Source organism: Mesorhizobium sp. LNHC221B00 (assembly GCF_000502935.1).
In the GTDB taxonomy this organism is placed as follows: Bacteria; Pseudomonadota; Alphaproteobacteria; order Rhizobiales; family Rhizobiaceae; genus Mesorhizobium; species Mesorhizobium opportunistum.
Genome location: NZ_AYWR01000018.1, coordinates 24140 through 49364 on the forward strand (window position 1 = coordinate 24140; position 25225 = coordinate 49364).

Here is a 25225-nt window from a genome sequence, read left to right on the forward strand (position 1 = left end):
GCGCAGCGCAGCGCCGAGACGGTTGAGGGGTGTTGGCCGGAGCGCTGTCGGTGTCAAGCTGGAACACCCCTCATCCGACCTCGCTTCGCGAGGCCACCTTCTCCCACAAGGGGAGAAGGAAGAACCAGCCGGCGCTTTCCGGCTATGATTTGACCGGTATCCAGATCTCCAGCCCGCCATTGCCGCTGCGCGGATCGAACTCCGGACCATAGCGCTCGAAATCTGGCGCGTCGGCCACCTCGTGCCCGGACGCGGGCAGCCATGTGTTCCAGATCGTGTTGACCGTACGGCGGATGGTCGAGATGTGTTCGCGATGCGAGAACACCGCATATTTCTGAGCCGGTATCCGCACGCGGCTGAATTCCCTGGGAAGATCGGAAAAGTCCGTCACCTCGACGCCGGCGATGTAGTCGAAATTGCCGGCATCGTCGCCGTTGACGCAGACGCCGTAGGCGACGTCGCCGGTCTCGCCCGGAATGTTGCCGATATAGGGGCCGAAGCGCTGCCATTGCATCGGAATGGCGGCACTGGTTTCGCAGCTGTAGCGTTCGCCGAGACCTGCGATCAGGAACGGCCGGCTGGTCTCGAAGCGTGGCGGTTCAAGATTGGTGAGAGGGGACTGGTCCATCAGGATTGGCTCCACGAGTTCGAGGGACTTGGTCGAACCTTGCGCGCGCACCAGTTCCGGCGTGGTGCCGAACTGGTCGCGGAAGGCCCGGGTGAAAGCCTCATGCGAGTTGTAGCCGGCGTCGAGCGCGACGCGCAGGATGTCGGGCGCCCCGCCGGCCAGCCTACGCGCCGCCTCGGTCAGCCGGCGCGAGCGCATGTAGCCCATCACCGAGCGGCCGGTGGCGGCGCCGAAAGCCCGAGTCACATGAAAGCGCGACACGCCGCTGCTTTGGGCGACATCGTCGAGTGATATCGCGTCTGGCAGATGGCTCTCGACGAACCACAGGGCTTTTTCGGTCGGGTTCATGGCTCTCCTTCCCGCATTGGCCAGATCATACTGCCGCCTTTCCACGCGGCCGGTTTGATCGAAATTGCGCAGCGCGCAAAGTGATACCAACTAGCGCCGGCGACGCTGGAAGAACCGGCGAAGCCGGCGCCCGATCTCGCGCGGCTGATGGCGCAATCTGCCTTGATGTTTTTGGGCGGTTGGCACGATCGGCAGGGAGAAGGCCGGGTTGAGTGGCTGTTGGCGCCCTAGCCGTTCCCAGTGAATCAGCCCGCGCATGATCCGGTCCCAGGCAAGCACGGTTGCCACTGCGGTGGAAAGTTCACCATCATTGGCGGGCTCATGGCGCCGCTCGAACTCGGCATAGGCCTCGGCGACATAGGTCCCGAAATCGAAATTGTCGGGATTGGGATCGTACGAATCGCTTAGCGCATAGCGCGCCTGCCGGGCAATGAACGAAGCGATGTCGACATAGTTTTCATGGTGAATGTGGAGGCAGTTCGGCGCCTCCAGCCGACGAAGGCGCTTGGCACCGGTCAGAACCTGCGGCACGCGATGATGGCCTGGTTGCCAGGCGACGGTCCCCTTGCGGAAAAACCGTATCTGGTGGTCCGGATAGAAACCGGAGCCGCGCATGACCTGGCCGGCGACGGAGTTGAATCTTGGCAGCGCAAAGGCGTCAGTGTTGTCACCGTAATCGCGCACAAGCCCTTGCAGCGCCTCGTATGCGTCGTCGGCGAGGTACTCGTCGGAATCCAGCACAAGCACCCAGTCGTTTTGCGCCTGCGGCAGGTATTGGTTGCGGATTGCGTCGACGGCATCGACGATTGCACAACTCAGCACCCGGCAGCCGGCCGCACGTGCGATCTCGATGGTCGCATCGCCGCTTTGCATATCGATGACGATGCGCTCCGATGCCCAGGCGGTGGTTGCCAGCAGCCGGGGCAAGGTCAGTGCCGAATCCCGCGTATGGACGATCAGCGATATCTCGTTTGCCTGCCTCACCCGCTCTCGTCTCCGTCTATGGTGTAGCGCCCACGCCACCGCTCGAAGAACAGTTTGCGCGAGGCCTTGTGGCGGTCAGGCCGCCGGTCCGAGGTCGATTCCAGATGCAATGAATCCCGGCGCTGGCCACATGCGATGCGGATTCCCAGTTGCCGTGCCCGTAGACAGAGATCGACATCCTCATAGCCGAAAGGGAATGTCTCGTCGAAACCGTTCAAGGCGTTGAAGGCGGCATGGTCGATCATCATGGCAGCCGCCGTCACGGCCTGCGGGAAAGTCGTCGCCCGGCTGACGATCGCGCTTCGCCTGCCATGATCCTGGTGATAGGGGCCACGTTCTCCAGCGTCGAACCGCACACCACAATGCTGGATCGTGTCGTCGGGCAAGACCAGCCTTGTGCCGCAGATGCCAACCTTGTGGTCACGGAAGATCTCAAGCATCTCCACCAGCGCGTCTGGATGCAGAAGCACGTCATTGTTGAGGAAGAGGTACCGTGCGGCGGCAAGCTCGCGGGCGCCGCGATTGCAGGCTGCCGAGAAGGAATGCCTTAGATCCAGCCTGACGATCCGCACGTGCGGCGGTGCGAGATCATCGGCGAGATAGGGTATGGCGGTGCCATTGTCGACGACGACGACGACACAGGTCTTGCCTAGCTGTGTCCTCGCCAAGGCATGCTCAAGCTGCAGCAAGCAACTTCGCAGCAGCGCCGTCAGGCCCCATGAAGGAACGATGACGCTTAGCTCCATGACAAGGCGTCCTTCAAGCCCGCCTCCATGGCAGATCGCAGTTTCTTTCTCTGAACCGCGATGCGGTAACGGGACGCCATCGCCGCGCCGCCGTCGCGCAGGGCGGCACGCCGGGAGCCTGCGCCTTGCTTGCTCATTTCGGCGAGCGCGGCTGGCAGTTCTGTCGGCTCAGCGATGTACGCGGTGTGCCCATGTTTGAGGTACTCCATCCCGCCGACGACTGGAACCGATACTACAACGCAGCCCGCCGCCATCGCCTCGAGCGCCGGCAGTCCGAAGCCTTCAGAGACTGCCGTGCCCAGGAAGAACCCGGAGCGCTTAAGACTGTTCGCGCAGATATCTTCACTAACGCCGTCAATCGGCAGGAAGCGGAGGGAGAGCACATGCTTCTTCGCCGATTGGGCTATCGCGGCGCCTCTGCGCGGCATGAAGGCTGCGCACCGCTCGTCCTTGGGGGATCCGTCATGGAAGAAAGCGTCGGAGATCGATATGCCGACATCGATCGAAACGCGCCGGGCGACGAACATTGCATAAGTCGTCGCTTGTTCCCAACACGTCAGCACGGTGACATCCCTGTCGTGCAGAATGGGGTTGATGAGGGGATCGGTACCTTGGCAGTGGAAGATCAGCCGCGCCCCAGTTGCCTTCAACTCGGGATAGTCATGCGGCAATGAGAAGATGAGCGTATCGCTCTTCCCGGCATTCGCGACGACCTGCTGCCTGTCCACCACAGGCTGACTGCATCGGAACCATGAAGGCGCAAGGTTGCCAGGGGTCGCGACCGCCATCGGCACGTCGGCGTCCGTCAGCAACTGCGCGAACTGGAAGCCAACCTTGATGCCGCCATATATACCGACCCCAGGCAGAACATAGTAGTTCATCGGCCTTCCAGCGCACGCCACCATTTTCGGCGTAGCGCGTCCCTGATACCGAGGCGGCGATGGAGAACCCATCGCAGACCGCGCAGCGTAGCCGCAAAGGCACGGCCGAAATGCAACTCCGCGAACTTGAGCCGAGCATTGTCGATCAACGAGATCCTGACGGAGGTCGGGATATCCGCGCCTCGCTGACCGAGATGCGGCAGCACATGGTCCAGTTCGACGATTTCGAGCCCACGCCGTGCCATTTCAAATCCGACCGCGACATCTTCCATGTAGCAAAAGTAGCTCTCGTCGAAACCGCCGATAGCATGAAAAGTCTCTCGTCGAACGAACAGGGCGGCCGCGAGCGGCCAGCTCCACTTGTGGTCGTGATAGAATGGGAGACGTCTCAGGCGCCGAGCCCATTTCGCCATGCCGTTATTGTCGAGAAGGTCGGCTGTCAGCTTGAGTCGGGAATAGCCGGGCTGGCGACCGGCTGTGACTCCGCCATGCCAGTCGACATAGTCGGGAACGATCATAGCATCGGGTTTTCGACGAAGCGTCGAGAGTGCCGCCTCGACCGCGGCCGATGTCACAAGGCAGTCCGGGTTGAGGAAGCATAGATATTTGGCGCTGGCGGCGGCGGCGCCTTGGTTGGCAGCGGCGGCGAAACCCTCATTGTTTTTGTTCCGGATAGTGGTCACGCCCTCATGCGTCACGTGATCGAGTGTCTCGTCGGTCGAGGCATTGTCGACGACAATGATCTCATGCTGGTCCGGCAGGGCGTCGAGGCAGTAGCCGATTATCTTTGACGAGTTGTAGGTAATGATGATGAACGCCAGGTCGGCAGGTTGCCCTGTCGCTGCGTTGTCTAGCAAGGGGCCGGCGGGACCTTCGGCAAGAAAGTCGGGACCTTCGGCAAGAAGGTTATGCATCGCGAGAACGGTTTCAAATTCGGGGCCGTTGCAGAAGTTGCTGAAGTGGGCGATCAGCGCGTCGCGTCGGGGAAAGCCCGTATCCCAGTGGCCGCAATGGTTCCATTGCCAGGAGAGGGAGGCGCAGCGATCCGGCACCACCGAGTTTGCCCACACCTGGAAATAGTCCTGGTCGGCGATCATGTGCGCGCCAACCGAGTGATCGGCAGGCAGAAGCAACCGTCGGGCCGCTACCCACTCCAGCAGAAGCTGCAGTTCGTCCCTGAAGGCCAGCACCACCCCACTGTTGAAGTAGCGAAACGATATCGCGGGTGGCGCCGCCGCTGATCCGTCGATGAACGCTAGCGAGCGCTTGCTGTAATGTTCCTGGAAGTCCCCCGGCGTCATGCCCGAACCAGCGATGCCGGTCTGTTCGACCATTGCCATCCGCTGTTCGCCCAGCGCCGTCGACACCTCGGCCGCCGCCAGGGGGCGCAACAGGATGGTATCGGCATCGACCTGAACAATGATCTCGGCGCTGGACTGCCCGAGACACCAGGCCAATGCGTCGAATTTGGCCAGAAACCCGTCGGCCCGGTATTCCTGCCGTGCGGCGTCGAGCAAGTCGAGATGGATGCGCGGCGAGGGCGGCAGCATTGGGGCGGAGAACCGATCCGTGACTATATAGATTTCGAAATCCGTGTTCCGGAGAAAGGACGTAACGGCTTCGCGCGCCGCCAGCGCATAGCCTGGCTTGCCGATCGCGAGCATGCAGATTGCTACCGTCCGCTCGTTCATTCGGCTGGGTCACCACGCATCATGCCGGGCACCTCCGCTGTGCGGTCCCGTCGCGCCAGATAACGTCGCCGGCCTCGCGCCGTGCTTGGCAGGGAGATAACCGAGGTTTGCCCGGTTTCGTGAATCTCAGGCCGGGAATGCCGGCCAACGACGACCTTGCGTCGATCCGGCGCCCGATGCGGAAAACCAGCCCCTCTCTCGCCCGACGCGTCAACGACCAGCCGGGCTCCGGAAATAGAAAATACCAGCCATTTCAAGCGAGCCTTTCTTCGTGAAGCTGGACCCAGATGCTTCTGCGATCCCGAACGATACCGCAATGTGTTCTCACGAGTATCGGCAGGTCAACCGTGCGCGCACGCTCTATTTTCCGCCAAAGATAAGATTGCGCGATCGCCACGGCACCCCAACGAATGGTCTCGGCGAAAAAACGCATCGAAGCGATTGCGCAAACGTTTCGATGACATTATGGTTTCCCAAAATCCGCCGAAATCAATTAGAGCGGGCCAGGAAACGCATCATCAGGGAGGAGCGCTTGCCAGCACTCCGATTGAGCCATCATGCCGACAATGGCTGAGGTCGCGCGCCGCGCCGGCGTGTCGGTTTCGACCGTCTCGCATGTCATCAACCACACCCGTTTCGTCTCGCCTGAGAAGGCGCGGCTCATCAATGATGCGATTGCCGCGATGGGCTATCAGCCCAACGAGCTGGCGCGGTCGTTGAAGGTGGCGTCGACCAACAGTGTCGGCCTGGCGATCTCGGCGATTTCCAATCCCTATTTCACCGACATAATCTGCGCGGTTGAGGCCGAATGCGCGCGTCTCGGCCTCATGGTGTTCCTCTCCGACACGCAGGAAGATCCCGACCGCGAGCTGTCGGTGGTCCGCGCCTTCCACCAGCGCCGGGTTGACGGCGTCATCCTGGCACCGTCGGGTTCGCCGCAGCGCGCCATCGACTACCTGGCCGAGAAGAAACTGCCTTGCGTGCTCATCGACCGCTTCGCCGACCAGCGCTTCGACCAGATCGGCGTCGAGAACGAAACCGCGATGCGGGCGCTCATCGACCACGTCGCCTCCTTCGGCCACAAGCGCATCGGCTATATCGCCGGCCAGCCGGGCCTGGCGACGACGCGCGAACGCATCGAGGCTTTTCGCGCCTCGCTGACCGCCAATGGACTTGAGTGCCTGCCGCACTATGTCTCGCCCGAGAACGTCGACACGGCGAGCGCCACGGCATCGACCCACGCCATCCTGTCCCTGCCGTCGTCGCCCACGGCATTGGTCACCGGCAACAACATGACGACCATCGGAGCGGTGCGGGCAATCCGCGAAAGGGGCCTCTCGATACCGGGGGATCTCTCGCTTGCCGGTTTCGATGATTTCGAATGGGCCGATTGCTTCGAGCCGCGGCTGACGCTCGTCGCGCAGCCCTGCACCGAGATCGGCCGGCAGGCGGCGACCTTGCTGTGCGCCCGCATCGCGTCGAGCGGCCTGGAGCCGCAGGCGGTCCGGCTGCAGGCGACGCTGCAGGTCCGGCAATCCTGTGCGGGGCCGGCTCCCATAATGTCGGCTCCCGTGAGGTCAGCCCCGGTGAGGTCAATATGAGCGCGCCGCTGCTTTCCGTTACCGGTGCGGTCAAACGCTTCGGCGGCGTCCAGGCGCTGCGCGGCGTCGACTTCGACCTCAAGGCCGGCGAGATCCACGCCCTGCTCGGCGAGAACGGCGCCGGCAAGTCGACGCTGATGAACCTGTTGTCGGGCGTCTACACGCCGGACGAGGGCACCATCCTCATCGACGGCAAGCAGGTAACCTTCAACAATCCGCGCGAGGCGCAAGCCGCCGGCATCGCCACCATCTTCCAGGAGCTCGACCTGGTGCCGACGCTCGACGTCGCCGCCAACCTGTTCCTTGGCCGCGAGCTGATGCGGCCGGGCGGCTTCCTCGACGTGCCGGCGATGCGCGGCGAGGCCCGCAAGCGGCTGGAAGCCATCGAGCTTGCCATAGATCCGGCGGCTATGGTCGCCGATCTGTCGATCGGCCAGCGCCAGGTCGTGGCGATCGTCAAGGCGCTTTCCTACGCCTCGCGCGTGCTGATCATGGACGAGCCGACGGCGGCGCTGACGGTCGGTGAGGTCGAAAGGCTGTTCGACATCATGCGCAAGCTTGCCGCCACCGGCGTCGGCATCGTCTATATCTCGCATCGCCTGGAAGAGGTGCCGCAGATCGCCGACCGGGTGACGGTGATGCGTGACGGCAGCATTGCCGGCGTCACCGAGCCGCACGCGCCGCAGGCGGAGCTGGTTCGCCTCCTGGTCGGGCGGCCGCTGGACGAGCTTTATCCCGAACGCTCGAGGACCGCCGGCAAGACGCTGCTCAGCCTGCGCGATGCGAGTTTCAGGCTTGCCCATGAAAGTGCCGGATGGCAGCCGCCGACCGGCATCTCGCTCGACGTCAACGCGGGTGAGATCGTCGGGCTGGCCGGCATCATGGGGGCGGGGCGTACGGAACTGCTCAGCGCGCTCTATGGCGCCGGCCTGTCCGGCCGCTGGGAAGGCGAGGTCGCCATCGACGGGCGGCCGGTGAAACTGGATTCGATCAAGGCGGCGCGCGCGGCCGGCATTGCCTTTGTCACCGACGACCGCCGCGGCAGCGGCCTGATGCTCAGGATGGCGGTTGGCCTCAATCTCGTCATGTCGGTGATCCGCCGCATCTCGCCGGCCGGGCTGATGTCGCCGCGCCGCCAGGCCGATGCGGTGCGGCAATCCTTCGGCCAGTTCGACATCAGGCCGAAGAACCCCGACATTGCCGTCGGTGCGTTGTCCGGCGGCAACCAGCAGAAAGTGGTGCTGGCAAAGGAAATCCTCGGCAATCCCCGGCTGCTGCTGCTCGACGAGCCGACACGCGGCGTCGATGTCGGCGCCAAGGGCGAGATTTACGCACGGTTGCGGCAATTGGCGGCACAGGGCCTCGGCATCCTGGTCGCCTCCAGCGAGATGCCCGAACTGATCGGGCTCTGCGATCGCATCGTGGTGCTGCGCCAGGGGCGCAATGTGGCGGAATTCATCGGCGGCGTCGACGAGCACACGGTGCTGGCCGCGGCAAATGGCAGGGAGGCCTGATGGCGGACGAAAAGATCTCGGTGGCAGTAGCTCCGGCGGTGCCGGCGGCAGCGCCAAAGCATCGCGACCCGCTGGCCCTCATCGTGCGTTTCCAGAGCCTGATCGGCTTGGTGCTGGTGGCGATCGGCGGCATCATCTTCTCGCCGCGCCGGCATGGCGAGATCCTGTTCCTGAACCCCGACAACATCGCCAACATCGTGCGCGCCGTGTCGGAGACCGGCATCATCGCCATCGGCATGACCTTCGTCATCATCACCGCCGGCATCGACCTGTCGGTCGGCGCCGTGCTCGGCCTGTCCAGCGTGGTGACAGCGTCGATGATGATTTCCGGCGGTTTCGGCCTCATCCCCACCATCCTTGCCGTGCTGGTCATGGGCATCGTCTTCGGCACCATCCAGGGCACCATCTCCACCCGTTTCCGGCTCGAACCCTTCATCGTCACGCTCGCCGGCCTGCAGGCCGCGCGCGGTCTGGCACTCGTCGTCTCCGGCAACCAGTACATCAACATCTCCTATGGCGACGGGCCGGGCCTGGCGCCGCCGGTATTTGCCGTGCTGGGCGAGCGTCTGTTCAACAACACCGTGCCGGTGGCGACGCTGGTCTTCATCGTCTTTGCCGCGATCGCCACGGTGGTGCTCAACACCACGCGCTTCGGCCGCTACGTCTTTGCGGTCGGCGGCAATGAGCGCGCGGCGCGCATTTCCGGCGTGCCCGTCTCCATGGTGAAGATCTCGGTCTATGCCATCACCGGTTTTGCCGCGGCGCTTGCCGGCATCGTGCATGCCGGCCAGTTCAATTTCGGCAGCGCCAATGACGGCATGGGCTACGAGCTGACGGCCATCGCCGCCGTGGTTATCGGCGGCACCAGCCTGTTCGGCGGCGCCGGCTCGATGGTCGGCACCGTTGCCGGCACCATCATGCTCGGCGCGTTGGCCAACATTCTTCAGCTCAACAACATCACGCCTGCCATGCAGCTGCTCGCGACCGCCGCGATCATCGTGTTGGCGGCAGTGCTTCAATCCCTCGTTCGCCGCCGCGAGGGTTTGGGTCGTTAGGAGGAAGGCGGCAGCAAGTGGACGTCAACCAAGGTCTGGCCCCCGGCCCGACGAGGAGGAGAGAGTTATGAAAACCACAACACAAAGGCGTGTGTTCAAGGCCGCGCTTCTGGCAGGCGCTGGCCTGTGTATTGCTGGAGCGGCGCAAGCGGCCGACCCGATGGTGAAAGCCTGCGCCAAGGACGGCCAGTTCATCATCGGCTTTTCGCAGGCGAACAATGCCGAACCCTACCGCCAGCACGTCAATGACGAGCTGACCGCGGCGGCCAAGGAAGTGCCGGGCTTCACCCTGCAGATCGCCGACGGCGCCGGCAACGTTAACACGCAGACCTCGCAGGTCGACAACTTCATCACCCAGAAGGTCGACATCCTGCTGATCTCGCCCTTCGAGGCGGCCCCGCTGACGCCGGCGGTCAAGCGCGCCATGGATGCCGGCATCCCGGTCATCGAACTCGACCGCAAGACCGTTGGCGACCCCGGCAAGGACTACACAGCCTTCATCGGCGGCGACAATTACAAGATCGCCATGGAAGCCGGCAAATACACCGCCAAGACCCTGCTGCCCGACGGCGGCGAGGCGGCGGTGCTGGAGGGCCTGCCGAGCTCGACGCCGGCTGTCGAACGGCTGAACGGCTTCAAGGACGGCGTGAAGGAAAACGCCAAGATCCAGGTCGTCGCCGAACAGGCCGCCGACTGGGTGCCGGACAAAGCCCAGACCGCCTTCGCCGCCATGCTGCAGGCGCACCCCGACATCAAGGTGCTCTATGCTTCCAACGACATGATGGCGGCCGGCGCGCTGCTTGCCGCCAAGGGCGCGGGCAAGGACGTCAAGATCATCGGCACCGACGGCCTGCCGGGACCGGCCGGCGGCATCGAGGCCGTCGCCAAGGGTGACTGGGCGGCGACCTTCACCTATCCGACGGGCGCCAAGGAAGCGATCGAGATGTCGAAGAAGATCCTTCTTGACTGCGCCACTTCGGTGGAGCCGACCGTAACGGTGGAGACGACGGCGATCACGGCTGAGAATGCCAAGGCGCTGGCCGGGAAGTAGGGCAGGGCCCTACAATCGAAGGTGTCGCGACAAGGCCCCGCAAGGGGCCTTGTTTTTTGGGAATCGATCAATCGACAGGAGGCGGTTCGACCTCGGCTTTGCTACGGCGCGGCCGCCACGGGCTCGTTCCTGCGCATCGTCAGTTTGTAATTGAGCCGGTAGCGGCCGCCCTCGAAATTCCAGATCAGCGGGGTGCGCACGCCGTCGATCGAGCTGGCGCCGGCCGGCAGGTCGGGAAAATCCCTGACATGGCTGGGGTCGTCCCGGATGGTGTCCTGCTCGAACACCTTAAGTCCGGCATGGTCGACGAAGGTAAGGGTCGATCTGCCGAACCGCGTCGCCCAATCCTTCTGGTCGGCGGAGTCGTCGCAGTCGAACTCCACCTCGCCCGAAGCCGGAAAACGGATGGTGCGGCTGTCGATCGACAGCTGCGTGAAGATGTCGTCGGAGCCGAATTCCGGATTGGTCTCGTCCTCGCAGATCAGCGCCTTGACCTCGAGATTGCGCACCGTGGTCTGCATGGAGGCGCGCACCCGCACCGGCTGGTTTCCAGCCGCGGCCTGGTGGACGACCAGATAGCCGTGCGTGCCGTTGCCCATGGCGTCGCTGACGATGCGGCTGCTGCCGGAGATAGCGATCGGCGGTTCGCCGCCATGCGGGTTGTCGAACTCCTCCAGCGTCGCCTTGTAGCCGTTCGGGTCGGGCAAGCCGTCGGCGGTCAGCGTGACGGTCTGGTCGGCGCCGCTGTCGGCCTCGCCGACGACGTCGAAACGGAACCAGGCTTCGTCCTGGCTGCCGAGCAGGCTGCCGGCTTCCGTGAGCGAGGCGAACTGCGGCGGCTCGCCAGGCTGCAGCGGGCAGGCCTCTTCCTTGGTCGCACAGGTATGGCGACGCACCAGCAGCGCATAATTGCCTCGCCAGTCGCGGTCCTTGCCGGTGACGCGGATGAAGAACTCCTTGGGCAGCGCATAGGTGTGGACGGTGAAGGTCTGCTCGCCGTCGTGGACCGTCCTGGTGTCGCCGTAATAGCTGGAGATCGGCGTCGTCATGTTGGACGGCTGGTAGATGTCGATGTTGACGCCCGGATTGTCGGCGCCGATCGAATAGCTGCCCGCATCCTGACGCACGACGTGGAACCACTGCATCGAACCCGGGAAGCGGATCTGGGTGACGTCCTGGCCGTTCCTGAAATCGATTACCTCCTCGGCCTGCGGCTTGCCGTCCGGCCCCTTCTTCGGCTTCAGGTCGACCTGGTAGGCGATGCCCGGATGGCAGAAATTGTTGCCGAGATTGAGGTCGGCGGTCAAAAGATTGTGGTCGCTCTCGAGGTTGACGAAATCGACCGGGATGGTGACATGCTGGACGCAGATCGGTCCTTCGATGCCGCCGCTCAGATAAGGCTGCGGCGCGGCGAGGATATAATCGTAGCGCTCGCCGTCGATGTAGTTGGAGATGCCGGGGTCGGCGCGGTTGGTCGCTGCCCAGCTGTCGTAATGCTTGGATGTCCAGTATTTGCCGGGGCTGGCGAAGCGGCGCGCCCATTCGCCCATCGGCTGGTGGAACACCGGCACGTTCAGGTCGCCCATCACCAGCACCCGTTCGCGCTTGCGCTGCGCGGCCGTCAGCGGCGACAGCGTCGTCTCGATCAGCTTCTGGACCTGGTCGAACTGCGCATCGCGGGCGTCGGCGTGAAGCTCGGGCGGGCTCTTGTCGAAATAGTCGGCCTGGGCATGGGTGAAGACGACCGTGTAATTGCTTTGCGAGGGCTGGTGGAGCAGCCGCACGATCGCCGCGCCCTTGCCGGACAGGCAGTCGACGCCGCCGCAATGATCGTAGAGCGTGAAGCCGACCTCGTCGGTCGCGGCATCCAGCGTCTCGCCGTCGTTCTTGCCCCATTTGAAGCTGCCGTCAGGCAGCGGCAGGAACTTGAACTCCTTCTTGGCGAAGAACATCAGGCCGCTGTCCTCGCCGTCGATCTTCTCGATCGGCTCGCCATAGATGGCGACGGCCGCCGCCGGATCGAGGCTGGTGATGGCATCGACGATGGCCTGCGGCCGCACCTTCAAGAGCGCGGCGTCGATCTTGCGCACGAAGTTCGGATAGACCGGCGTCAGCCTATCGATGAGGATCTGCTTGGCGTCCTCGTCCCAGGCCTCGTTGATGGCGATGATGTCGAAGCGGTCGGTGTCCTTGAGAATGGTCTCGGCAAGATGCTTGGCCTGTTTTTCAGTCTGGCCGTGGATCTGGATGAGGCAATCGGCGAAGTTCGGATTGGCGCATTTGAAGATCGGCGACAGCAGATAGTCGTTGAAGGTGGCAACGCGCACCGTTTCCACTTCCTGGCCGCTCGCGCCGATCGGCTCGGCAAGAAGCGTGACAGCAAAGATCGCCAACCCGGCCAGGACTCTGCCCAGCCAGGACCCGCAAGAAACCGCCAGCAACCGACCGCCCATCTTTGCCCCCCGCGCTCACGTGACGTAACCCTGCTCACCTAATGAAACTATGACAAAGACAACCGTCCAGACCATGAAGCGCTTCACATTGCCCTGCGGGCCAGGCTTGCGCGGCCTTGCTCGCCAATATCAGTTACAGGCAGCGGCGGTCTTCAGAGCCTGGGCTCGGGAAGGTGCGGGCAGATCTCCGATCCGGCGAACGGCGGCATAAAACCTTGGATAGTCGCCGGAACACAAATCGAACAGGCGAAGAAATGCCGGAACCTGTTCGCCGTAGACAGCGGTCGCGGCGAGCTTGGCGTTGTTGATCGGGGCGGCGAACCAGGCATCGTATCCCCGATATCCGGCCCATTGCTTGTCGCGCATCCGCCGGTAGCGCACCCGCAGCCTGTCGATCGTGGCTGCTTTGGCAGCCGCCATCTTCTCCGGGGCCCGGGGACTTCGATAGACCTGGCCCAACTCGTCCCGCGTTTTCGCGATCAGTCCGAGAAAATCGGCGCTACGCTTTCGATTGGCTTCGTAGCGGCGCAACCCGGCGCGGTTGCCGGTGGCGCGCAGCCATTTCCTCACGCCCGCTGGTTTCGACGGAGACCGCGAAAGCCTCGTTGAACGCGGAGTCGCCGTCGACATAGATTTTCTGATGCGCCAGCTCGTGAAAGACAAGGCTGGCGAGATAGGTGTCGTCCTGGCGAAGCATGGTGCTGAGCAGCGGGTCGCTGAACCAGCCCAGCGTGGAATATGCGGTGACGCCCGAAACGTAAACGTCGAGCCCCTGTCGCTGCAGTTCGACAGCACTGTCAGCCGCGGATTTCCGCGAAAAATAGCCCCGGTACGGAACGCAGCCGAAGACCGGAAAACACCATGTAATTGGCGTCAGCGAGAATTGCGGCGCGGCAAAAACCGCATACGTCACATCGTCCCGGCCGATGTCGACATAGCTGCGGTAGCTGCCGTTTTCGGGCAGCGCCAGTTCATCCGTGGCAAAGCGGCGTATGGCACTCGCCGACGTCAGCCTGGCGCGCAACGCCTCCGGCGTCGAAGGGTCGCGGATCAGCCTCCCGACATTTTTCCGCGCCGCCATGATCCGTACATGGCCCTCCACCGACTGCGCATAATAGGAAACGCTGGTGCACCCGGCGAAGCCGGACGCCATGATCACAGCGGCAAGCCATCGAAAAACCCGCTTCCTGCCCACCGCTTGCTTGTCTCCCGAGCAAATGACCCATTTGCCCTCATGTCTCAAACAGGCGCGCCGATTTTCGTCAAGGGCTGGTGGGGCAGGGGGCGGACTTTGGTGGGATTGGCGAGGCGGCTGTTCGCGTATGAAGCGATGGATGGCGACTGTCTGACAAAATCGGCGGAACGCGGACTCTCCGCTGAGCCCAACTCCAACGTCGGCTTCGCGCCTCATGTCGGTCGTAGATGATCATTTTGCCGTCGCCTGAAAGCGGTCATTGGCGACCACCAGACTGAAGGTCGGTTGCGCCAGAAATTGATCCCGCGAGAACTCCACCAGAAGCCACAGTCGGGAAATGGCGCGGCAGCCAAATATCCGTGTTTACTGCCGTTGGTTCGGGCGGAAATCATTTCCTAACCGTGCCGGCTCTCGCCCATAAAGGATAATAGACGTAAGTGTAAATTAGAGTATTAAATCACATGCGCCTGAAGTGCCTGGTCGACTTCGCCAAGTTGATTCGATTTTCAAAACTTGATCGATTGTGGCCTATGGATCAATCTAGAAGGGGCCCGGTCCGTAGCGTCGATTGTGGATGTCGAGGCGCCGGCCTATTGAGAATTTTTTAAATTTGTCTGCGTCGATTTGTAATGTAGGTCACAAACAAGCTTAGGGCCCTGTTTCTCCATGAGCGTCTGGAAAAAACTTATAGCCTATGTCACCTTGACAGGACTGATCGGATATACGATTGGCATATCTGTATGGGCGCTGGCAAATGGAGAAATAAGAGATAGATTCAGCTGGATTCAATTTGAGAAGTATCCGATACAATTCGTATTGTCCCTGTTTGGGTCGATTGTCTTCACGATCATTCTAGATGTTGTTCTTTATCTTCTATACTACCACGAGCTCTACATATTAAATATTGCAAGACGAATCTGGAACGACTATAAGAAATTGACTAGTCGTCGCCTGTGATGAAGCCCTCTTCGCGACTGGTTGTAAAGAGAGTTCGGGTCGTCGTGGCTGTGAGGCAGCCGAAGACCAGCTCAAGCGCATCGATATTCGCAGCCCTCAGGATGGCGTGATTCACCAACTCGCCGTCCATACGATCGGCGGCGTCATTTCGCCGGGCGAGGTGATCATGCTCGTCGTGCTGGTGGCCGACGATCTGACGGTCGAGGCCCGTATTGCTCCGCAGGACATCGGTCAGCTCTCGCTAGGCCAAGACGTTACCCTCAAGCTCTCGGCGTTTAATCAGCGCGTGACGCCGGAACTGAATGGCAGCGTCAACGAAATTTCCGCCGATCTCAGACGAGCGCAGCGGCGCTGGCTTTTACACGGTGCGCGTCAGCCTGCCGCGCACGGGAGTTGAAGAAACTGAAAGGCCTGGACCTGGCGCCGGGTATGCCGGTCGAAGCGTTCTTTTCGACCGGCAGCCAGACGATCCTGTCCTACCTCGTGAAGCCACTGGCTGATCAGATGGCGCGGGCGTTTCGGGAAGAATGACAGCCCTTCTGGGCTCTTGTAGGATCGTCAAAGCAATGAGCGCTTATCGACAATATCATTCCAACAGCAGATCGACTGCTTGCGGCCCCCCCAAGGCGACATCATGGGAATCCTGCCGCCGATGTTGGCGGATGTCACCGCGTGCCGAGTAGAAAGGCCATGACAGCCAGCCTCGCACCTCACCCCATACCCCTCGTTAACCGCTCCAGCGCATCCTTAATCGCAGCTATGCTACCGAGTCTATTTAGGGATAGCGAAGCGAAGAACGCGTCAAATCTTAAAGCGGCGGAGAGTTGCATGATGTCAAACGCCACGCTTGGCCTTGTCGATTTTGTGCGCGCTGATCTGAAGCAGTCAGCGGTCTGCCATTGGCGATCGATTTTGTTGCGGTCCGCCGTTCGCGCCGACGCGGTTGTTGGTTCTTGGATCGCCAACAACGACTGTCAGCGCGATTTCCGCCGATGCATTCGAGGCAGAGCTTTCCAGATTTCAGTCTTAAGCGTGGTGACCTGGCTTGCCCCCCTCGGCGTCGCAACGTCCGCATCCCTGAACTATCTGCGGGGGTGCGAATTCGTCAAAGGCAGTGCTGACACGAGGCAAGTCGTCATCGCGAGCTCTGACAAGTCCGTCGCCCTGGTACAAATTACCTACCCGGGATCGTATCTGGCGTTTCCTTTTCCCGCCGGACCTAGAGCTCAAACAGTCCAGAGCGGTGAGAACTTCTTGATGCTAATGGACGGACGGCCTCTACCTTGGGTGGATCGCCACACAGCGAAAGGGGCGCCAATCGCACCGTGGAAGTTGCCTCCGAGGGTGAGATTCCTCCTCTATCACCGCTACAGCGTCAAAGATGTCCTGGCGATACGGGTACGAACCGCGATGGGCCTCGGGTGGTCGCGCGAGATGCCGCCGCTACAAACGCAACCCAGCAACATTGACGGCCTAGTCGAGGTCACGAACGAGAAGATTCCAGCGTATCAGAATATGACTCTCTTTACGAACGCTGCGGAAGGCGATCGCCCCGACGAAATCGAATGCATCAGGGGTGGCAGCGTACGATTCCCTCAATGTATTCATGAGTTTGACTACAATAATATAAATATTAAAGCATCTTACTCGTATGATCTGCTTGGTGAGTGGCGCTCAATACGACAAATACTAACTACATTTCTTAGCTGCACTTACTCAGAATATAACCCTTGAAAAAGCTGCAGGCGCGTAGATGGGACTTTCTCAAAATCAGATTGATGCCTTAGCCCTTTATGCAAATGGTGCATGCCGCCCATCTTCTCGAAATTGCAGACCGTCATACCCTTAATACGCAAGGCCCTGGCAGGGGCCTTGTTTGTTTTGGGGTGGCCTGCTGGAGAATGGCAGCTTCGCGCGCCGTTCTGGTCGGTGCGCGGGCTCAAGCTGCAGGGGCGATGATGGCAGGAACAATATCCGTGTTCTGAGCCACCTTGATGCGCCATCCCGACCGTCCTTCTTGGACGATCAGAAGCAATATGCCCTTCCTGATCCCGATCGGGGTTCCGTCCGGAGCAGATGCTCCCGTTAGGGTCCAACTGTAGTGAATGGAAGCAAGCCCCTGAGCCAATTCCACAACCGACGAGACATCGCCTTCCAGGCGGCTATCCCGAAACATGGTGTCATGAGCGGCTCGGTGCGCTGCTTCGATTTCGGACCGGTTCTTCCACCAAACACCTACGACGTTGACGAAATTAGCATCGGAAGCGAACAGAGATGCGAACTCATCCATGTCATGCCGGTTCCAGGCGTCCGCAAAAGCGGCAGCGACATGCTCGGGCTTGCTGTTCGTCACGCTCATGACCCCACGCCTCCTGCATACTTACGCCAGCCATACAGGAGCTGGAAGCCGGATGCGACCACGGCAAAAGTCAAATTTCAACTGAACACGGCATCGGATGCGGGATGGATATCGGCTTTCTCTGTGGTAGCAACGGCCGGGGCGATCATGGCCGCCACGCAGCGTGCTGAGCGGCAGGTTCCGCAACGGACTAACGGCCGTGGGCTTTCTACCACTTGACCCGCAAACCGAGCGAACCCGTCAGTGCATGACTGTCACCGAAGTTCTCCAACCCCGTGCGGGCGACAGCTTCGCCAAAGACGGAGAACTTGTCGTCGGCCCAGTTGATCGTGCCGCCGATGCCGAGACCGCCCCAGAGCTTGTCGTTCCTGCTCGAGAGGCTGCTGCCGGCCAGGTCAACCGACGACCCATCCTCAAAATCGTAATAAAGGTTGGCGATCGTGTAGACATTCGTGTGCCCGGTGCGGCCCGCCCGGTCCTGCCACTGCGACTGGTGGTCGAGCGACAGGCCGAGACGGCCAAGCAGGCTGTCATTGCTGCCGGGAGTAACCCTCGCACCAAACGCGTCGGTGAACGCGTCGAGGTCGACGGACGACCAGGCAAGCTGCGCTTGCGGCGTCAGCGACCAGCTCGGGTCGAGCATGATGCGCTTGCCCGCTTCGACGCCGAGCGCGTAGCCGACGCCATTGCTGCCGTCGACCAGCCGCTGTCCGGCGGTCGCCGAGTCGAGATCGCTGTCATACCAGATCACCTGCGCCTGGCTGTCGAGGTAGAAGCCTTCCGCGCCATACCAGGTCAGCGAGCCGGAAACGCCGGTGCCGGTGCTGTCGATCGACCCGCTGCCGAATAGCGACGAGACGTCGGCTGATACGGTGCCGTACTGGAAAGCGACACCGCCGATGAGCTGACCGGCGGCGCTGTCGGAAAGCAGCATGTCGGCGCCAGTCTGCAGCTTCCAAGTCGAAGTGTCGTAAGTCGTCCCGGTCGTGGAGTTTTCCGGATCGTAGGAGCCGCTGGTGCCCTCGATCCTGCCCCACAACCCGATGCCTGCCTCGGCCTTCACATCGTCGGAAACCCCGTCGGCGCCCTGCACTTCGACGGTCCACGACCGGTTGCCGAGTCGCTGCTGGAGCGTGCCTAGCTGGTTGAAGGTCTGCAATGCACCCGCATAGGCCTCGTACAGCGGTGCGCCGGCCTGATAGAGCGGAGTTCCGGGTCCACCGCCATCGATCAGGGCGGAACGCAGATACCAGTCGCCGTCGCCGGGCGTGCTGGTGCCGCCCTGGTAGAGCCGGTAGGCATAGGCGCCGCCGACCACCGCCTGATCGCCTTGGAAGGTGTAGTTGCCCTTGAGCGAGAAGCTGCCATTCGAGACGCCGCCGACATCGACGATCTTGATGCCTTCGACCGTCTGCGCCCCGCCGCCGCCGAGATTGACGACCTGGAGCGTGCCCGCGCCTGACGTGCCCCCGGCGATAACCAGCATGTTGGTCTGCGAGTTGTCGGCACCCAGGGCGGCGCCGATGAGAACATTGCCGCCATTGCCGACATAGTCGCCGCTGACGGTCAGCTTGCTTCCAAGACTGCCGGCGATGCCTACCGTTCCCGCGTTGGTCAGCCCTGCGATCGTCTGCGAAGTGCCGGCGAGATCGAGCGTCGCGCCCGAGGCGACCGAGAACTGCGAAGCGGAACTGAACGCGTTGGCCGCGCCCGCGGCGAGCGTGCCGCCATTGACCAAAGTGGCGCCGGCGAAAGCCGAGTTGTCCGAGGCCAGAACCACTGTCCCCAAGCCGTCCTTGACGAAATTTCCGGCGCCCGAGAGCGCGCCGGCATAGCTCGCATTGGCGGTCTGGTCGAAGGTGAACGAGGCGCCGGCGCCGATCGAGACATCGCCGCCGAAGCGCTCGGCCGCCGCGACGAGGCCGCCTTGGTCGATGGTCCAGTCCAGCAGCGACGTGCCTGAAAGGGTCAGCGTGCCGGCGCCATCCTTCACCATCGCGCCGGTGCCGGAGATATCGCCGGCAAAGCTGGCGTCCGCCGCCTGGTCGAAGACGACGATGCCGGCATTGCCGATGTCGCCACGGATCGAAGCGGCATTGCCGACCAAGGTGCCAGCCCCCACCAACGTGTTGCCGCCATAGCTGTTGGTTCCGGTCAGCGTCAGCGTGCCGGCGCCGGTCTTGGCAAGGCTGCCGGCGCCCGAGATCGCGCCGGACAAGGTGAGGTCGGCCGCGGTGTCGAAGGTGCCGCCCCCCGCCAAAAGCCCAACGTCGCGCGCGGAGCCGAAGGCCGCTGTATTGCGCAGCGTGCCGCCTGACAGGGTGAGGGCGCCAGCGGCGGCGCCGAGATTGTTGTCGGCCGCAACCGAAAGCACGCCGCCCAACACCGTCGTGCCGCCCGCGTAGGTGTTGGCGCCCGACAGCACCAGGGTCCCCGCATCGGTCTTGGTCAGGCTGCTGGCCCCGGTGAGCACCGAGGCGATGGTGGCTGTATAGCCCGCGCCAGCCACCGTCCCGTCGCCGACCCGGATGATGCTCTCGCCGCCGGCGCCGGCCAGTGTGACGGGGTCGCCTTCGATGCGGTAGCCATCGGCGGCGAACTGCATTCCGGTGACCTCCAGCGCGCCGGCACTGTCGTCGGCGACGACGGTGCCGCCGAGCGTCTGGAAGACGGCAAAGCCGGGTTGCGGTTTCATGGCTCCGTTGACCAGGCCGGTGCTGGTCGTCCAATTTGGGCTGGTCGCCGTCCAGGTACCGCTGCCGCCATCGACCAGATCGTTGTTGGCATTGCCGGCTGCGTCGCCGTCCCAAAACCACAAATCGGTGCCGACACTGCTGATCAGATTGATCTGCTTGTCGACCGAGGTCTGCACCGTCAGGTCGGCGGCCGTGACGCCGGCCGGCAAATTGCCGAGTTCGAGGCCGTGGTCGGTGAGCGCGCCGCCATAATTGATCAGCCGGTACACGCCGGGCCCGAAGCCGCCGACATCGGTGATGTTGAGGCTGCCGTCCAGCGTCAGCGCGCCGGTCACCTCGATCAGGTCGTTGACACCGCCACCGACAATGCCGGCCTGGCCAAGCTCGTAGTCGAGGATCGAGCCGGAGCTCAGGCTGAGCGATCCGACCGTAAGCGTGCCCGGGCTGGACCCTGGCGCCAGCACACCGCCATCGGCGACGATTACCGCGCCACCGATCGAGCCGGAACCGCCCAGCGTGCCGCCGCTGTTGACTGTCGTTTCGGTATTGCCGAGCGAACCCTCGACCACGAGCTTGCCGGCGTCGACGGTGGTGCGGCCGGAATAGGTGCTGTCGCCGTTGAGCACCAGGGTGCCGGCGCCCTCCTTGTAGACGCCGCCCACGCCGCTCAGTTCGCCGTTCGCGGTCAGCGTCGTACCCGTCGCTGTGCGGAAGTAGCCATAGGCGGAAGTGAGGCTGATATCGCGGCTCATGGCGAAGCTTGCCGTGGTGCCGAGTTCGCCGCCGTCGAGTGTCAACAGGCCCGTCGCGGCGCCCAGATTCTGGTCCGACGCGACCGAAATGCTTTTGCCAACGCCGACCTTGGTGCCGCCGCTGTGCGTGTTGGCGCCGGTCAGCTTCAGCGTGCCCACGCCTTCGATATCGAGGCTGCCCGAGCCGGAGATGTTTCCGCCGAAGGTGTTGGGCCCGAGGTCGAGAAACGAGACCGCGCCGTTGTTCAGGATGTCGCCACGGATGGCCACGGTGTTGCCGGCGAGCGTGCCGGCATTGACGATATTGCCGCCCGTGTAGTTGTTGGAAAAGTTGGTGACGTTGAGGGTACCCAAGCCGTTCTTGACCAGCGTGCCGGCGCCGGTCACCTGCCCGGTAAGGTCCAGTTGCGTGCCTCCGGTCGTTTCAAAGCCGCCATTGCCATTGAGCTGGACATTGCGGGCAGTGGAAAAGCTGGCAGTCGTGCGCAACGTGCCGCCGCCGAAACTGAGATTGCCCGAAGCCGCGCCGAAATTGCTGTCGCCGGCCACTTGAAGCGTGCCGGCGTTGATCACCGTGCCGCCGCTATAGGTATTGGCGCCCGTGAGGATCGTCGTTCCGCTGCCGATCTGGTTGACCGTTCCGGTGCCGCTGATGATACCGCCATATGTCAGCGCGTCGCTGCGGTTGAAGGCCAGCGTGCCAGCGTTGGCGACGTCGCCGATGATCGAGCCGCTGGTGCCGTCATTTCCCAGTTGCAGGGTGCCTTGCTGGATATCCCAGTTGGTGGTGGCCGTGTTGTCGGCCGTCAGTGCCCAGGTGCCGCTGCCGGTCTTCTCGAAAATGTCGAAGTTGCGATACTGCCCGGCGGCGCCAATCGAACCATCCAGGATCGAGAAGCCGGTTCCGTTGAGCCGGAGGCGGTCGGTGGTCGCCGTGGCGTTCGCCACCACATTGCCGAAAATCTGCGAGCCGTCCTGCAGCTCGAGACGGATTACGCCGGTTGTCGGCGTGATGTTCGAAACCCAGCCGATCGCGTCGGCGCCGGTTCCAGCGCGGATCGTGCCGCTGTTGACAACATCGATGGAGCCGACAGCGTTGTTGCCGGCGATGGCGCCCACACCCGGGCCACCGCTTTCGATGGTGCCGGTGTTGATGATCTGACCGGCACCATTTCGAACGTAGACGCCAATACCGCCGCTGCCGCTCCCAGCCGGCCCACCGCGTATCGTTCCGTTATTGGTCAAGGTAGCGACAGCACCCGGGCCGCCGAAATCGACGCCCGCGCCGCCGGATCCTGAAGCCCCGGTTCCGCCCTGGACCAAGCCCATATTGATCACCGCGGCCCCAGTCCGGATCTGCAGGCCTGCTGATGAAGTGCCGCCATCCGAGCCCTTGAACGTGCCCATCAGCGTCCGCACGGCGCCAGCGCCGGAGATTGGAACACCGCTGCCCGGTGCGCCAAACAGGGTAAACCCTTGCGTGTCGATCGTCAGCGGCTTGGTGGGCGTCGGCAAGTTCGAGGACGATACTGTGAAACTGGCGGTCAACGTGATCGTCGCGTTGGGATCAGAATCGGCATTCGCGGCTGTAATCGCGGCGCGAAGCGCGCCATCGCTGTTGGCGACGTAGTTGCCCGCCACCGCATGGCGCGGCGCCATCCCGGCGGCGACCAGCGCTGCCAGGGAAGCCCCCGCCCAAAACCGCCCGCGCGCCACGGCCAAAACCCCGCCGCGCACGTGAATCCGTCCCGCCATGCCTTCGTCCCCTGATTCCTGATGCACCGAACGCAGCATGAATGCTACCGCCCGGCAATCCACCTATAGTCCAGAGGACTACCAAAACGCTAAGAATGTTGTGCGACTGCAACTATGTATCGAAGAAGACAAAATTTATATTTGTGAAGGCTAAATTAGCCAGTAAACTATACCGAGAACCGCTCGTGCCGTTAACAGCCGGTAAACCACCCGCGGCGCCCGCGGCGCCCGCGCCGAGACTTTCGCGGCGCCCGCGCCGAGAATTTATTGTTCACGAGAAATTTACGGGCACGATCAGCCAAGGCCAGCTTTTGAATCAAATCGAAGCCGCGACCAAAATGAACCGAACTTTTTAGCCATTCGTTTACATATGCGTGCTTTCTAATTTACGCTATGGCCTGCGATTGCTTCACCCGAACTTGGCTCATGGCGACCGCTCTATGCCGGAGCAAGAGTGCAAATGTCGCCACGATCTTCGCGCTTACCCTGCCGATCGTCGTCGGTGCGGCGGGCTTTGGCGTGGAAACCTCCTACTGGTATTATAACAGCCTAAGATTGCAGGCCACGGCGGATGCCGCGGCCTATGCCGGCGCGCTGGAGCAAATTTCGGGTTCCGACAAGCCGACAGTCATCGCGGCGGCGACCCAGTCGGCCGCGACGAATGGGCTCGGCTCGGGCACGATCGTCGTCAATACGCCGCCCGTGTCTGGGCCGAACACGGCCAAGAAAGCGGTCGAGGTCATCGTCGGGCAGAACCTCGACCGCATTTTCACGTCGATTTTCACGCAAGACAAGGTTCCCGAGCACGCGAGGGCCGTGGCGCTCATCACCGATGCCTCGAGCGCCTGCATGCTCGCGCTCGATCCGTCTGCTTCGCAGGCGGTGTTGTTTTCAGGCAATACGAACGTGAAGGTCGTCGGCTGCTCGGTTATGTCGAATTCGATCGCTTCCGATGCCATCAAGCTTCAGGGCTCGGCGGGCCTCCAGGCGGATTGCCTGATAACGGCGGGCGGTGTTTCTCTCAGCAACCCCGTCACCACGGTCTGCGCCGCGCCAATCACCCAGGCGCTGCCCGCCGCCGACCCCTATGCCGGCTTGCCGGCGCCGGCGGCCTCGAACCCCTGCCAGAACGCCAACAAACCGACGCTAGGGCCGGGTACGTACTGTAATGGACTCAGTCTTAGCGGCAATGTCACGCTTCAGCCCGGCGTCTATGTCATCCAGGGCGGCGATTTCAAAGTGAATGCGAACGCCAATATCTCCGGCGACGGCGTTACCATTTACGTTGCCGGTGCATCGCGTGTTTCGATGAACGGCAACGCCACCGTCACGTTAAGCGCACCGACATCCGGCACCTATTCGGGCGTGCTGATGTATGGTGACAGGACGGGTACCGGTGGACAGAGCACCTTCAACGGCACGGCGTCGTCGCTGCTGACGGGCTCGCTTTATTTCCCCAAGCAACAGGTCAACTATCTCGGCAATTTCTCGGGCAAGAACGGTTGCACCCGGGTTGTTGCGGATCTGATCCAGTGGTCCGGCAACTCAACCATCAATCAGAATTGCAAAAGCCTGGGAATAGACAACATTCCAGCAGCGCCGTCCGTGGCGCTGGTCGAGTAGCCCAGCCATGGAACGACAACCAGTGCCGATCCTGAGTGACGATACGGGTGTTGCCGCGGTCGAGTTCGCGTTGGTGCTCCCCTTGCTGTGCGTAGCGCTGCTTGGGATCCTGGACGGCTGGTCCTATATGACCAGCTCGCTGTCGATGCGTGCCGGCGTGAAGACGGCCGCCAACTTGATCATGGAAGGATCGGCCAGCGATACAGTGACCCAAGCGGTTGCCATTGCGAGCTGGGAGCATAGGCCGCCGGACGGCCAGGTCACGCTAAGCCGGATTTACATGTGCGGAACCACCGTGGTCGACGCCTCCGCCCTCTGCAGCGGGCCGAAGGTGCCGTCGATCTACGTTCAGATCCAGGCATCCGCGACCTGGGTGCCGCCCGTCACCTTCGGCGTCTTTTCCACTTCCAGCACCATTGGCCACCTCGAGGTGATCCGTGTTCGCTAGGGCAATACAGGGAATGCGTGGCGGTTTTCCGTTTGGCGCCGCTTCAAAACGAGGCGCTGAGGCAAACGCATTCAGCCGGGATCGGTCGGGCGGGGCTGGGTTGGAATTCGCGCTCATCGCGCCTTTTCTCATCATGTTGCTGTTCGGCATCTTCGCCTTCGGCTGGTCGATGAACTCCGTCTCCAGTGTTCGATATACGCTCGAGACATCGTCACGCTCGCTACAACTTCAGAACAATTTGACGCAGGCCGACATCCAATCGATCGCGACGCAGAAGCTACAGGCCCTGGGTCTGAAGGATGTGAACGTCACGATCCTCATCGACCCGGCAAGCGGCGGCTTTCGCATGGCGCATCTGACCGCCACCTATGCCTTCGTCATCGATTTCCCATACTTCAGCGCCTTTCCCATCAACTACGCGACAACCGTTACCGTGCCGCTGGTCGGCAGTTAGCCAGCGATCCAGCCGGTATGCGCTTTTGGCTGGG

Annotated in this window: 19 protein-coding genes and 1 pseudogene; 10 read left to right on the plus strand and 10 right to left on the minus strand. The window is 62.5% G+C overall.

The annotated features are described in order from the left end of the window. Positions 1–142 precede the first annotated feature (142 nt). From X741_RS145205 to X741_RS145185, 5 genes are all read right to left on the minus strand, one after another. Positions 143–976, minus strand: coding sequence for an AraC family transcriptional regulator (locus X741_RS145205; RefSeq protein WP_031250284.1), 834 nt, complete (start codon positions 974–976; stop codon positions 143–145). A 90-nt stretch (positions 977–1066) separates the two neighbouring features. Further along, positions 1067–1960: a glycosyltransferase gene (locus X741_RS145200; RefSeq protein WP_023779324.1), complete on the minus strand. Its 894-nt coding sequence runs from the start codon at positions 1958–1960 to the stop codon at positions 1067–1069. Then, positions 1957–2706, minus strand: a complete 750-nt coding sequence (locus X741_RS145195; protein ID WP_023779325.1) for a glycosyltransferase — start codon at positions 2704–2706, stop codon at positions 1957–1959. Before X741_RS145195 ends, X741_RS145200 begins: the two co-directional genes overlap by 4 nt. Further along, entirely contained in the window at positions 2697–3587 is an 891-nt protein-coding gene (locus X741_RS145190; protein WP_031250285.1) for a glycosyltransferase, read from the minus strand. Before X741_RS145190 ends, X741_RS145195 begins: the two co-directional genes overlap by 10 nt. Next, positions 3584–5251 (minus strand): glycosyltransferase, encoded by a 1668-nt coding sequence (locus X741_RS145185; protein WP_023779327.1) that lies wholly within the window; start codon positions 5249–5251, stop codon positions 3584–3586. The genes X741_RS145190 and X741_RS145185 overlap by 4 nt, the downstream gene beginning before the upstream one ends. A gap of 298 nt (positions 5252–5549) precedes the next feature. On the opposite strand from X741_RS145185, the gene X741_RS1000000169970 reads away from it, so the two are divergent. From X741_RS1000000169970 to X741_RS145165, 5 genes are all read left to right on the plus strand, one after another. Continuing rightward, positions 5550–5852 (plus strand): hypothetical protein, encoded by a 303-nt coding sequence (locus tag X741_RS1000000169970; protein ID WP_156937930.1) that lies wholly within the window; start codon positions 5550–5552, stop codon positions 5850–5852. After that, positions 5836–6879: a LacI family DNA-binding transcriptional regulator gene (locus X741_RS145180; RefSeq protein WP_031250287.1), complete on the plus strand. Its 1044-nt coding sequence runs from the start codon at positions 5836–5838 to the stop codon at positions 6877–6879. The genes X741_RS1000000169970 and X741_RS145180 overlap by 17 nt, the downstream gene beginning before the upstream one ends. Beyond that, the gene (locus X741_RS145175) at positions 6876–8393 is read left to right on the plus strand and encodes a sugar ABC transporter ATP-binding protein (RefSeq protein ID WP_023779329.1); all 1518 of its coding nucleotides are present in this window, start codon (positions 6876–6878) and stop codon (positions 8391–8393) included. Before X741_RS145180 ends, X741_RS145175 begins: the two co-directional genes overlap by 4 nt. Further along, positions 8393–9448 carry an ABC transporter permease gene (locus X741_RS145170; protein ID WP_023779330.1) on the plus strand — a complete coding sequence of 352 codons (1056 nt, stop codon included), beginning with the start codon at positions 8393–8395 and terminating at the stop codon, positions 9446–9448. Before X741_RS145175 ends, X741_RS145170 begins: the two co-directional genes overlap by 1 nt. Before the next feature lie 67 nt (positions 9449–9515). Beyond that, positions 9516–10499, plus strand: coding sequence for a substrate-binding domain-containing protein (locus tag X741_RS145165; RefSeq protein ID WP_032928119.1), 984 nt, complete (start codon positions 9516–9518; stop codon positions 10497–10499). 101 nt (positions 10500–10600) lie between these two features. Here the strand turns inward: X741_RS145165 and X741_RS145160 are convergent, their stop codons facing one another. From X741_RS145160 to X741_RS1000000171135, 3 genes are all read right to left on the minus strand, one after another. After that, positions 10601–12892 (minus strand): endonuclease/exonuclease/phosphatase family protein, encoded by a 2292-nt coding sequence (locus tag X741_RS145160; RefSeq protein ID WP_023779332.1) that lies wholly within the window; start codon positions 12890–12892, stop codon positions 10601–10603. A 189-nt stretch (positions 12893–13081) separates the two neighbouring features. Beyond that, positions 13082–13483, minus strand: a complete 402-nt coding sequence (locus X741_RS1000000171130) for an aminopeptidase (protein WP_245272763.1) — start codon at positions 13481–13483, stop codon at positions 13082–13084. Continuing rightward, on the minus strand, positions 13452–14147 hold the full coding sequence (locus X741_RS1000000171135) for an aminopeptidase (protein WP_245272764.1): 696 nt from the start codon (positions 14145–14147) through the stop codon (positions 13452–13454). Before X741_RS1000000171135 ends, X741_RS1000000171130 begins: the two co-directional genes overlap by 32 nt. Positions 14148–15159: 1012 nt before the next feature. On the opposite strand from X741_RS1000000171135, the pseudogene X741_RS01000000167065 reads away from it, so the two are divergent. Both X741_RS01000000167065 and X741_RS145155 read left to right on the plus strand, forming a co-directional pair. Beyond that, positions 15160–15635: pseudogene (locus X741_RS01000000167065) on the plus strand (HlyD family efflux transporter periplasmic adaptor subunit); the annotation flags it as partial. Between the two features lie 297 nt (positions 15636–15932). Further along, complete coding sequence (locus X741_RS145155) at positions 15933–16838, plus strand: hypothetical protein (protein WP_031250289.1); 906 nt, start codon at positions 15933–15935, stop codon at positions 16836–16838. A gap of 205 nt (positions 16839–17043) precedes the next feature. On the opposite strand, the gene X741_RS145150 is transcribed toward X741_RS145155, so the two are convergent. Together X741_RS145150 and X741_RS0135545 are read right to left on the minus strand one after the other, a co-directional pair. Next, a complete protein-coding gene (locus X741_RS145150) occupies positions 17044–17463 on the minus strand; it encodes an SgcJ/EcaC family oxidoreductase (protein ID WP_023779340.1) in 420 nt (139 codons plus the stop codon). A 208-nt stretch (positions 17464–17671) separates the two neighbouring features. Next, positions 17672–22666 carry an autotransporter outer membrane beta-barrel domain-containing protein gene (locus tag X741_RS0135545; RefSeq protein WP_198023996.1) on the minus strand — a complete coding sequence of 1665 codons (4995 nt, stop codon included), beginning with the start codon at positions 22664–22666 and terminating at the stop codon, positions 17672–17674. A 393-nt stretch (positions 22667–23059) separates the two neighbouring features. Here X741_RS0135545 and X741_RS145145 point away from each other — a divergent pair, with 393 nt between their 5' ends. The 3 genes from X741_RS145145 to X741_RS145135 all read left to right on the plus strand — a co-directional run bounded on the left by X741_RS145145 (position 23060) and on the right by X741_RS145135 (position 25191). After that, positions 23060–24289: a pilus assembly protein TadG-related protein gene (locus X741_RS145145; RefSeq protein ID WP_031250291.1), complete on the plus strand. Its 1230-nt coding sequence runs from the start codon at positions 23060–23062 to the stop codon at positions 24287–24289. 7 nt (positions 24290–24296) lie between these two features. Then, on the plus strand, positions 24297–24737 hold the full coding sequence (locus X741_RS145140) for a TadE/TadG family type IV pilus assembly protein (protein ID WP_031250292.1): 441 nt from the start codon (positions 24297–24299) through the stop codon (positions 24735–24737). Between the two features lie 100 nt (positions 24738–24837). Next, a complete protein-coding gene (locus X741_RS145135; protein WP_023779344.1) occupies positions 24838–25191 on the plus strand; it encodes a TadE/TadG family type IV pilus assembly protein in 354 nt (117 codons plus the stop codon). Positions 25192–25225: the final 34 nt, after the last annotated feature.